8 protein-coding genes are annotated in these 12,495 nt (G+C 35.8%); 2 read left to right on the top strand and 6 right to left on the bottom strand.

Annotated features, from left to right (window positions below):
* Positions 1-2: 2 nt before the first annotated feature.
* The 4 genes from H8S01_RS09895 to H8S01_RS09880 are packed head-to-tail and all read right to left on the bottom strand — an operon-like array spanning position 3 to position 3,814.
* A complete protein-coding gene (locus H8S01_RS09895) occupies positions 3-935 on the bottom strand; it encodes a GerMN domain-containing protein (RefSeq protein ID WP_186837073.1) in 933 nt (310 codons plus the stop codon).
* 29 nt (positions 936-964) lie between these two features.
* On the bottom strand, positions 965-2,440 hold the full coding sequence (locus H8S01_RS09890; RefSeq protein WP_021866583.1) for a sensor histidine kinase: 1,476 nt from the start codon (positions 2,438-2,440) through the stop codon (positions 965-967).
* Positions 2,433-3,122, bottom strand: a complete 690-nt coding sequence (locus H8S01_RS09885; protein WP_021866584.1) for a response regulator transcription factor — start codon at positions 3,120-3,122, stop codon at positions 2,433-2,435. Before H8S01_RS09885 ends, H8S01_RS09890 begins: the two co-directional genes overlap by 8 nt.
* 23 nt (positions 3,123-3,145) lie before the next feature.
* Positions 3,146-3,814: a helix-hairpin-helix domain-containing protein gene (locus H8S01_RS09880; protein ID WP_186837072.1), complete on the bottom strand. Its 669-nt coding sequence runs from the start codon at positions 3,812-3,814 to the stop codon at positions 3,146-3,148.
* Between the two features lie 152 nt (positions 3,815-3,966).
* Here H8S01_RS09880 and H8S01_RS09875 point away from each other — a divergent pair, with 152 nt between their 5' ends.
* A complete protein-coding gene (locus H8S01_RS09875) occupies positions 3,967-6,594 on the top strand; it encodes a YfhO family protein (protein ID WP_186837071.1) in 2,628 nt (875 codons plus the stop codon).
* Between the two features lies 1 nt (position 6,595).
* Entirely contained in the window at positions 6,596-7,984 is a 1,389-nt protein-coding gene (gene argH, locus H8S01_RS09870) for an argininosuccinate lyase (protein WP_186837070.1), read from the top strand.
* 179 nt (positions 7,985-8,163) lie between these two features.
* On the opposite strand, the gene H8S01_RS09865 is transcribed toward argH, so the two are convergent.
* A complete protein-coding gene (locus H8S01_RS09865) occupies positions 8,164-10,476 on the bottom strand; it encodes a DNA gyrase/topoisomerase IV subunit A (RefSeq protein WP_186837069.1) in 2,313 nt (770 codons plus the stop codon).
* A gap of 65 nt (positions 10,477-10,541) precedes the next feature.
* Positions 10,542-12,479 carry a DNA gyrase/topoisomerase IV subunit B gene (locus H8S01_RS09860; protein WP_021866589.1) on the bottom strand — a complete coding sequence of 646 codons (1,938 nt, stop codon included), beginning with the start codon at positions 12,477-12,479 and terminating at the stop codon, positions 10,542-10,544.
* Positions 12,480-12,495: the final 16 nt, after the last annotated feature.

The following is a 12,495-nucleotide window of genomic DNA, read 5'->3' as shown; positions in this document are numbered from 1 at the left end:
TTTTATGAGCTAATCACCTCACTGTTAAATTTCAAGACATTTTCAAGACTTATGCTCTCCCTGTAACTCTTCGCCGAATCACCATTAATCATTATTTTTACACCGCTTATATTACCAAGGCTGCAAAGTGAATTGACTATCGAATATACAGGAATCTCACTGGTTACATTTACCATCTCAGTTAAAAATGATGAGCTTAAATTAACGTAACATATGCCATCACTCACTGATATACTAAGCAGCTTTAAATCAGATGGAAGTGTTGAATTCATTGTCGAATCTCCCGGTCCTTTTATAAGCTGTTCAACTATTATTCTTTCAAGAGACGTATTTTTGCTGTAAGCGACACTTTCTACCTTTTTCACAAGCTTATCTCCCATTTTATTAGAATAATACAAATCCACTTTTCTCCATTCAATATTTCCAAGTGACTCATTTGTATCATCTACAAAACTGTCTTTTGTCATAAGCCCTATATACGAACCATCTTTATATTTTGCCTGTGAATCGCCTACATAGAACTTGACATAACTTATATCGTGAATCTGCGTCAGCATTTTTACAACTCCGGCACGATAAAATAATTCATCATATTCCGACATATCATTATATCCATTATTAAAATAAATATTTACTGTATTATTTTTTATATCGCACTTCTCAATATTTACTTCTTCCGGTTTTAAAATACTTAATTTTTTATTTTTCACCTTCTGGTTCATCTTATTAAGAAGTTCCGGCACAAGCTCATCTAACTCCTGTGTCTGTGTGCTGTAATCAACAGTCACAAGTTTGTTTGATGAAGCATTTTTATAAAATAGTTTATATTTATTTTTTGCATTTTTCGTGGAACAACCTGCTGACGGAATAATCATGCATACAGATATTACCGTCAAAAGACATATTCCTGTTATTTTTTTTAACAATGACCTCATACTTATTCCCTCTTATTATTCTTATCCTGTCATCCTACATAGTTAAGCGGAATACGGACTGTAAATGTTGTTCCAGTTCCTTCTTCACTATGAAGTTTTATTGTGCCATGATGCAAAAGAACAATATTCTGTACAATTGCAAGTCCAAGACCTGTGCCTCCGGTCTGTCTTGAACGTGCTTTATCAACCCTGTAAAATCTGTCAAATACAAGATCCTGGCTCTCTTTCGGTATTCCAATACCTGAATCTTCAACACGCACATAAAAATATTGATAATCCGCATTAAGAGACACATGTACCCAGCCATCGCTGACATTATACTTTATTGCATTTTCTACAAGATTTGATATTACCAGTGTAAACTTGACTTCATCAATCTCTGCAACGACAGGTCTGAAACTTTCAAAAAGAAGTTCAACATTCTTCTTTTGTGCAATAGGTTTTAATCTCTTTAATACTATTTCAAGCATTTCGTTGACATTAACAGAGCTTATATTCATAACAGCTGCCGACTTGTCCATCTTTACAAGAGAGAGTAAATCTTCAATAATCTTACTCTCTCTGTCAATTTCATTAGTAATATCCTGCATGAATTCTTTATAAAGCTCAATCGGAACATCATCCTGCATATTAAGTGAATCAGCAAGTACCTTTATTGAAGTAATAGGCGTTTTTAATTCATGTGACACGTTAGATACAAATTCCTGCCTGCTTTCATCAAGCATACCTGCCCTGTCCATTATATTATTAAAATCTTTTGCAAACTGCCTTAACTCATAGCTTCCTTTTACAGGTATTCTCTTATCTGTATGTCCGTTTGCAACATCTTCAACTATCTTATATGCTTTTCTATAGGATTTTCCTATTCCTCTCTCAAAAAGCAGAACCAGAATAACAGCAACTGCAATAACTGCAACCATAACTGTAAATATGTTATCATTTACACTGTTCTTATATACTTCATCAAGGTCTTTGCTCACAACAAGTACGCCAAGTATGCTCCCGTCAGTTCCGTTTATCGGAACAGCAACCTCAATATTGGTATTTTTTCTGTCATAAAATGAGATACTTTTTCCTGTTGTAAATGAATTAATAACATTGGAATTAATTATGTTTCTACCATATTCTACAAGATAAGAATCAGAAACAATCACAAATCTTTCATCAATAACCCTTATTCTCACTGAATTCATAGCAGAATATCGCCGCATTCTTTCATATACTCCGTTTTTTTCTGCTTCACTAAATGAAGCATATGAAGAGAATTCTCCTGACATGACTGCAGCACTTGTCTGCAGCTGTGCCATTTCTATTTCGATGAGATTTTTTTGAAAGAAATAATATGACACATTTTCAACAATTATCATAACTGCTGCAAGCAGACCAACAAAAAATATAAATATCCACGTCTTTGTGCTTTTCATTCTGAAAAGCAGATTTTTGAAATTCTTTTTTACTTTATTAAAATCATCTGTTCTTTTATTATTTTTAATATTATCAGGCATTGTAATAATAACCTACCCCCCAGCGTGTATGAACATATTTTGGTTCACTTGGATTTGACTCTATTTTCTCACGAAGCCTTCTTACGTGTACATCCACTGTTCTGGCATCTCCAGGATACTCTTCACCCCATACTTTCTTTAAAAGATTATCACGGCTGTATACTTTACCCGGATTTTTAACAAGAAGCTCCAATATATCAAATTCCCTTGATGTAAGATTAATCTCTCTGCCTGCGATATAAAGACTTCTGCTGTCACAGTCAAGCTTCATATCAGCTGCATTTATAATGTTGGTCTGTACCGGTTTGCTTCCTGACTTATTATTTCTTCTTAATATTGCTTTCATTCTTGCTTTTACTTCAAGAATATTAAATGGTTTTGTCACATAATCATCGGCACCATACTCAAGTCCGAGAATTTTATCCATATCATCGCCTTTTGCTGTAAGCATTATAATAGGAATATTGGAAAATTCACGTATCTGCTGGCATACCTGCATTCCGTCAAGTTTTGGAAGCATTATATCAAGAAGAATAATATCATATTGGTTATTCTTTGCATACTCAAGTGCTTCCTCCCCGTCATATGCACATTCAACTTCCATGTCATCCTGCTCAAGACTGAACTTGAGTCCTTTAACAATAAGCTTTTCATCATCTACAACCAATACTTTTACAGCCATTATTTTATATCCTCCACAAAAATTCACACTTGTATCAAATCTTTTATTTTAGAATACGCAGCATCTTTTATGCCGCTTACCTTTTTTATATCTTCAATACATCCAAATCCACCATTTTCCGTCCTGTAACGGATTATATCATTAGCTCTTGACTCTCCTATTCCCGGAAGCGTCATAAGTTCACTTACACCTGCGGTGTTTATATTTATCAGTTTTACATTCGACATCTCTGTGCTGTTTCCAGCTGGTGTCACACCGCCTGATGATATATCCTGTTCACCGGGAATATAAATCATCTGCCCATCTGACACATAGCCTGCCATATTAATACTTTCAGGAACAGCTCCTTGTGTCATTCCGCCTGCCATATCTACAATTTCATATATCCTTGCATCTTTTGCTGCCTCATAGACACCGGGATTATTAACACTGCCGCATACATATACACAGATATTCTCCTCTTTTTCTTCATATGATTTTGTTCCGTCATATGCAGAAGCATCCGAAATAACAGCTGTGGTTTGCGACATATTATAATCTTTTATGCTGCCATTTTCACTTTCTGATTCTGTAAAACGTAAAAAACAACATATAATACATGCAGCCAGTACAAATAATGCCCCATATATATATTTTGTTTTATAACCAAACCTCAGATATAGTTTATTTATATATTTTTTTATATAACTCATTGTACATCTCCTTAATTCCCCTAAAGAATTAATAACCCATTGACGTACATTTATATTTTACCTAAATATTTTTAATAATACAAGTGCAAATAATACAAAAATATAGTACAATTATTAATTATAAAAATGTATCATAAACTTGGAGGTTTACATTGGAAACTGTTAATAAAGAAAACAAGAAAAAAAGTTTTAATTTCAGCCTGATTGATAATACATCTACGTCAATTCCCGCCGGCAATATTACATTTATTCTGTCTTTTTGCATACCGGCACTTATTTTTCTTGCATTATATTATCTGCGTGACATCTTTCCTTTCGGAAATGACTGCTATCTACGCTCAGATATGTATCACCAGTATGCACCATTTTATTCTGAATTATGGCACAAACTGCGTACAGGTGATACACTCCTGTATTCATGGGATATCGGCATGGGGGTCAATTTCACATCACTTTTTGCATATTACCTTGCAAGTCCCATAAACTGGCTTATAGCACTGCTGCCACAGAAATATATGATTGAAATTATGAATATGCTTATCGTTATGAAGCTTTGTGCCTCATCTGTAACATTTTCATATTATATTTCAAAACATTTTCATACAAAAAAATGTACAATTGCACTTTTTGGCATGTTTTATGCGTTATCAGCTTACAGTGCTGCATACAGCTGGAACATTATGTGGCTTGACTGCATAGTGCTTATTCCGCTTATAATGCTGGGTCTTGAAAAACTTGTAGATGAAAATAAATGCTATTTGTACTGCATAAGCCTTGGTTTATGTATTTTTACAAATTATTATATTTCAATTATGGTCTGCATAAGTGTATGCCTGTATTTCATTGTACTTATGATTGCATATGACGGTGACAAATCATTTGGAATATATATTAAAAAGATATTACGCTGGATTTTTTATTCACTGATAGCCGGAGGACTTGCCGCATGCCTGCTTCTCCCGGAAATGTATACTTTTTCACTGTCAGCTTCCTCATCTACTTCATTTCCGACAAAACTTACATCCTATTTTTCGGTAATGGAAATGCTTGTAAGACAACTGATTAATGTTCCGGTTCATCTCGGCCTTGAACATTATCCTAATATATACTGTGGTGTTGCTGTTTTTTTACTAATACCACTTTATATAATGAATAAAAAAATTAAACCGGCTGAAAAAATTGGTAAATGCATTATACTTCTCGTATTTTTACTTGCATTTAATCTTAATATACCTAACTTTATATGGCATGGTTTCCACTATCCAAACAGCCTTCCATGCCGTCAGTCATTTATTTATATATTCTTTCTTTTAAGCATGAGCTATGAGGCCTTTTACCGGATAAGGCAGTCAACTGTAAAACAGATTAGTGCCTCAGTATGGTTTTCAATTATATTCCTTGTGCTTGCAGAACAGATATTTAAAGACAGCGACACCTACGATTTTAAAATATTTTATATAAGCGGTGCTTTTATTTTGATTTATGCATTGCTCATATATCTAAAAAAGACAAAGAATTTCAAAATTCCGGTCATATTTTTTGCCGTTTTATGTATAAGTGTTGTTGAATGTACTATTAATATGGAATCTACAGGGCTTGGAACAACAAGCCGCACAGCATATCTGCTTGATTATAATGCCGTAAAAACAGTCACCTCTGATGTTTCTGACAACGACGACTCTTTCTACCGCATGGATAAAATAACAGGTGCAAGGAGCAAAAATGACGGTGCATGGCACAATTACCATACTATATCGACATTTTCATCAACATGCAGTGCCGGAATGTCACAGCTTTACAAATATCTTGGAATGGTAAGTTCGACTAATGCTTACGGATATGACGGTTCAACAATCGTGACCAACTCACTTTTTTCCGTTAAATATCTTATAAGCAATAAACTTCTTTCAACAGATTCACTAAGAACTTATTACAATGGGTATGACGGAGAATTTATATATAAAAATGAATATACTCTTCCGGCCGGATATGTTTCAGACGGAAATCTTTCTGAGAAATGGAAACCCGACACTATTTATAACGGAATTGAAAACCAGAATTCGCTTATTGAAGCATTGACAGGAGTTAAGGATACATTTACTGAATGCTTTGTATATCCGTCACAGATTGATGTGACATTTTCGCCGTCATCAAGCGGACATATGTATCTTGTAATCCAAAAGGAAGGTGTTGATAACATCGGCGTTACAATCAATGGAAATACAACCGGATATTCAGGATTAAAAAACGGTAACAGGACAGTTGATATCGGATATGTCAATGCCGGCGACTCGATCAATGTAAATGCCGAAACATCAATGAATCTTCATGTATACATTTTAAACGAAAATAAATTTAAACAGGCATATAATATTTTAAACAACAATTCATTTCAGGTAGAAAAATGGAATTCAACAGGCTTTACAGGTTCGGTAACATGTGACAACGACGGAACTTTTCTTTTTTCAATACCTTACGACAAAGGCTGGTCTGTATATATTGATGGCAAAAAATGCAGCACATACAGCATAGCAGATGCACTGCTTGCAGTTGATATTACTAAAGGCACCCACAGCGTAAAATTGAAATTTATGCCAGTAAATCTTATTAAGGGTTGCATTATTACATTTATATGCATTATTATATTAATTGGCACTGCTGTTGCAAAACGGCGTGGCATAGATAAAAAACTCAAACAGAAGCTCATTGTTATTTTCAACAATCATGCAAATAATGATTCTCTTACAGAATCGGATACTAACACTACGGAGGAACAATAATATGAAACTTTGGGGCGGACGCTTCACAAAAGAAACTGATAAACTTGTAAATAATTTCAATGCATCTATTTCTTTTGACCAGAAATTTTACAAACAGGACATTCAGGGAAGCATTGCACACGCAAAAATGCTTGGTGCAGCAGGAATTATCTCTGAGGAAGAAAGCACTAAGATTCAAGATGGTCTTACTTCTATACTTGCTGATATAGAGAGCGGAAAGCTTGAAATCACGGATGAATACGAAGATATCCACACATTTATGGAAGCAACATTAATTGAAAGAATTGGTGATGCCGGCAAAAAACTTCACACAGGACGAAGCAGAAATGACCAGGTTGCCCTTGATATGAGATTATATACAAGAGATGAAGTTAAAAACATTGACAATGAAGTAAAAGCTCTCATGGAAGTTATTTTAAGAATCATCAAAGAAAATGTACACACTTACATGCCTGGATTCACCCATCTTCAGAAAGCACAGCCTGTTACTGTTGCTCACCATTTTGGTGCTTACTTTGAAATGTTCAAGCGTGACAGAAGCAGACTTGCCGACATTTACAAGAGAATGAACTACTGCCCTCTCGGAGCAGGTGCACTTGCCGGAACAACTTATCCTCTTGACCGCGAGATGACTGCCAAACTTCTTGACTTTTATGGTCCTACATTAAACAGTATGGATTCTGTTTCAGACAGGGATTACCTTATTGAGTTTTTAAATGCACTTTCAACTATAATGATGCACCTCAGCCGCTTTTCAGAGGAAATCTGTATCTGGAATTCAAATGAATATAAATTCATCGAGTTAGACGATGCTTACAGCACAGGTTCAAGCATTATGCCTCAAAAGAAAAATCCGGATATTGCAGAACTTGTAAGAGGAAAGACAGGCCGTGTTTACGGTGCTTTGATAAGTCTTCTTACTACAATGAAAGGAATTCCTCTTGCATACAATAAAGACATGCAGGAAGATAAAGAGCTCTCATTTGATGCCATTGATACTGTCAAAGGCTGTGTAAGCCTCTTCAAAGGCATGATTGACACAATGAAATTCAACCCGGCCCGTATGGAAGACAGTGCAAAGAAGGGCTTCACTAATGCTACAGATGCCGCTGACTATCTCGTAAAGAAAGGGGTCCCTTTCCGTGATGCACATGGTATTGTTGGCCAGCTCGTTCTTTTATGCATCGACAAAGGAATTGCTCTTGACGACCTTTCTCTTGACGAGTATAAAAAAATCAGCCCTGTATTTGAAAATGACATTTATGATGCAATCAGCTTAAAGACATGTGTAGAAAAACGTCTTACTCTCGGTGCTCCAGGTGCTGACGTAATGAATAAAGTCATTGCCATCTATGATGACTACATGAAAAGCAGCAATTTTCCTGCCTGACCCGGACAAAGTCCGCAGATAAAATCATTGTATTAAAAATCAGATATTTTTTTTGCATATTGGCAGGTAAAGTCCGCAGATAAAATCATTGTATTAAAAAATCAGATATTTTTTTGCATATTGGATTGTAAAATCCCGAGGCAAAAAAATATCTGATTTTTCTAATTATTATTCAATTTTTATCTACGGACTTTCGTCCCCTTAGTATCCCTGTGTGCCATTTTCATTTTTCCAAAATCAAGCATTTTTCCTTTATAATCCATTGATAATTCATCACCATTTGTAAGTATATATACATCTTCGATATAATCATCACTGCCAAGTTTTATGCCACGCACACCGACTGCATTTTTCTTCTTCTGAGGAACATCTGTAAGCGGAAATTTCAAAAATACACCGTTTGCAGTCTGTAATATAATATTCTGGTCACTTGAAACGACCTCTTCTTCGCCAACTGTCCCGTCGTAATTAAACTTGGACAGAACCTCTGTCCTCGCATCAGTTTCATAAATTCCTATAAGTTCATCACCATCTGTAAGTTTTGTTGATGCAACCGTTTTTTTCATAACATCAAATTCAGATGTATCAACAAGCTTCATCATTCCAAGTTTTGTAACAAACAGAAGCCTTTTCTGTCTTATTCTTTCTGAAGCACAAAGATAAATTATGCGTTCACCACTGCTGTCATAATTGCCGAGATTATCAATTGGTGTACCTTTATCCCTAAATTTTGTAGAAAATGGTATATCCTTAACTTTAATCTGATGCAGCATGCCATTATCAGTAAAAATACAGATTTTATCTGTATTCATACATGAGAAAATATACTTATATTCATTGTGGACAGCTTCTTTATTTCTCTCATATGCAGCCATATCAATTGTTTTTGCATATCCAAAACGGTCCATAATAAACATTACTTCCTGTTCAGGTATCTTTTTTTCTATAAATACTGCTTCTTTTCCGTCTTCTATAACTGTGCGTCTGCCAACTGAATATTCTTTCTTGATTTTCATTAAATCTTCTTTAATGACTTTTGCCATTTCTTTTCTGCTGCCAAGAATTTTCTCATATCTGGCAATCTTTTTACAAGCTTCATCATATTCTTTTTGCAATGCAAGTATTTCAAGACCTATAAGTTTATAAAGACGCATCTCAAGTATTGCAGATGCCTGTCTCTCAGTAAAATCGAGCTGTGAAGCCTGTTTTTTTGACGCTTCCGACTTGAATTTTATGCCCTCAGCATTACCTGTCATCAGACACTCTTTTGCCATTTTCAGATTAGTGCTTCCTCTTAAAATCTCAATTATAAGGTCAATTATATCACATGCACGTATAAGACCTTCTTTAATTTCTTTATTTGCAAGCTCTTTATTAAGAAGTGTTGTATATTTTCTTGTTGCTATTTCATACTGAAAATTGATATGATGCTCTATTATTTTTTTAATTCCAAGTGTTTCCGGACGTCCGTCAACAATTGCAAGCATATTTACGCCAAATGTATCTTCAAGTTTTGTCTTTTTATACAAAAGATTTTTTAGATTTTCTACATCAGCATTTTTCTTTAATTCAAGTACAATACGAATTCCCTCTTTTGAAGATTCATTTGAAATATCAACAATATCCGTTGCTTTTTTGCTCTCGATAAGCTCAACAACATCCGATATAAATTTGCCGATATTGGCACCAATCATAGTATATGGAATCTCAGTTATCACAAGTTTGTCTTTTTCACCACGCTTTTGTGCAGGCTCAAATACCACCTTGCCTCTTAACTTTATTTTGCCTGTTCCTGTCTCATATATTGCCGGAAGTTCACTCTTATTTACAACAAGACCCCCTGTCGGAAAATCAGGTCCCGGGCAGTATTGCATAAGTTCCTGCGTGGTAATATTTACATTATCCATGTATGCACATACCGCATCTATAACCTCTCCAAGATTATGTGTAGGAATATTAGTAGTCATTCCTACTGCGATGCCATCAGCACCATTTACAAGAAGGTTTGGAACTCTTACAGGAAGAACCGCCGGCTCTTTTTCAGTTTCATCAAAGTTTGGAATAAAATCAACTACATCTTTGTCCAGGTCGGCAAGATATACATCCTGTGTAAATTTCTTTAATTTAGCTTCTGTATATCGCATAGCGGCGGCACCATCACCCTCTATAGAGCCAAAATTACCATGCCCGTCAACAAGTGCCATGCCCTTCTTAAAATCCTGGGACATTACAACAAGTGTCTCATAAATTGAGCTGTCACCATGTGGATGATATTTACCCATTGCATCACCGACAATACGTGCCGATTTTCTATGCGGTTTGTCATAATTAAGTCCAAGCTGGTCCATAGCATAAAGAACACGTCTCTGTACCGGTTTCAAACCATCTCTTACATCAGGAAGTGCCCTTGCTGTAATTACGCTCATGGAATAATCTATATAAGACTTCTGCATAAGTTCCGAATATTCGGTCTTAACGATATTTTCTGCCATTGTCTTTTTTCCTCAATCTTTCCGTTATAAGATAATATTTTTATACTTAAAATTATATATTAAAATCAGGCATCTATTTCTGCCTCTTCAGCATGTGTATAAATAAACTGCCTTCTCGGCGAAACATCACTGCCCATAAGCATTGAAGTTACTTCTGCTGCAAGTCTTGCATCCTCTATTTCTACCTGCTTTAAAATCCGCGTTTCAGGATTAAGCGTTGTCTCCCAGAGCTGGTCAGGATCCATCTCACCAAGACCCTTGTATCTTTGAAGCGTAAATGAACCGGCAGCATGCTCTTTTCTGTATTTTTCAAGTGCCTTATCATCATAAAGATATTGGAATTCTCCCTTTGACTTTGATTTTGTTCCCTTTTTAATCTCAGCCCTGTAGAGCGGAGGTGTTGCAATATATACATGTCCCTGATTAATAAGTTCCGGCATAAATCTGTAGAAAAATGTGAGCAGGAGCGTATCAATATGTGCACCATCGACATCGGCATCCGTCATAATGATAATTTTGTCATAGCGGAGCTTATTTATATCAAAATCATTTCCATATCCTTCAAGGAAACCACAGCCGAATGAATTAATCATTGTTTTTATCTCAGCGTTAGCCAGAACCTTGTCTATTGAAGCTTTCTCTACATTTAATATTTTACCTCGTATAGGCAGGATAGCCTGTGTACGCCTGTTTCTCGCTGTTTTTGCAGAGCCTCCGGCAGAATCACCCTCAACGATAAAAACTTCACATTCTGATGCATCCTTGCTCTCACAGTTTGCAAGTTTTCCGTTGCTGTCTATTGAAAACTTAGGTTTTGTGAGAAGATTAGTCTTTGCTTTTTCTTCCGCTTTTCTTATTTTTGCCGATTTTTCTGCACATGCAATAACAGCCTTTAAGGACTCTATATTTCTGTCAAAATAAAGCTGTACTTCATCATTAGTGACAGCACTTACTACTGTTCCTGCATCAGGATTATCAAGCTTTGTCTTAGTCTGTCCTTCAAATCTTGGTGCCGGATGTTTTACGGCAACAATCGCTGTCATTCCGTTTCTTACATCAAGACCTGTAAAATTGGCATCCTTATCCTTTAATATTCCAAGCTCTCTGGCATATTGGTTGATTACCATAGTAAACTTGGTCTTAAATCCCGTAATATGTGTACCGCCTTCCTGCGTATAAATATTATTACAGAATCCCAGTATATTTTCCTCAAATTCATTGACATACTGAAATGCAGCTTCAACTTCTATGCCATCCTGGCTCTTTTTAAAATAAACAATATCAGTTACTGTTTCTTTTCCCTCATTTAAGTCTTTTACATATGCCTTAATTCCGTCCGGCTCATTATACTCAATTGTCTCTTCACTGCCCTGTCTTTTATCTTCAAAATAAATTGTAAGTCCCGGATTAAGATATGCTGTCTCATGCAGCCTGCTCTTTATTGCCTCTGACTTAAATCTCGTTTTTTCAAATATTTCATCATCCGGAAGAAATGTTACAGTTGTTCCTGTATCATTTTTACGGCATGTTCCGGTTTTTTCAAGTGGTGCAACAGCCTTTCCGCGTTCATATCTCTGGAAATAAACTTCTCCACCAACTCTTATTTCAACTTCAAGCCACTTTGAAAGTGCATTGACAACAGATGCACCAACACCATGAAGGCCGCCGGAAATCTTATATCCGCCGTCTCCAAACTTTCCTCCTGCGTGGAGCACTGTAAATACAACTTCAACTGCCGGTATTCCTGCTTTCGGATGAATTCCTACAGGAATTCCACGACCGTTATCCTTTATTGTTGCTGTACCGTCATTATTCAAAGTTACCCGTATCTCACTGCAATATCCAGCAAGATGCTCATCAACGGCATTATCCGCAATTTCATATATAAGATGATTAAGACCTTTTGTTCCCACACTTCCAATATACATTCCAGGACGTTTTCTTACTGCCTCAAGTCCTTCAAGAATTGAAATACTGGACGCATCGTACTTCTGATTAGCCATGTAAAGATTTCTCCCT

The sequence above is a fragment of the Lachnospira hominis (ex Liu et al. 2021) genome (assembly GCF_014287955.1).
In the GTDB taxonomy this organism is placed as follows: domain Bacteria; phylum Bacillota; class Clostridia; order Lachnospirales; family Lachnospiraceae; genus Lachnospira; species Lachnospira hominis.
The sequence above is the reverse complement of the archived record's forward strand: the minus strand, read 5'-3'. Positions and strand labels throughout refer to the sequence as shown.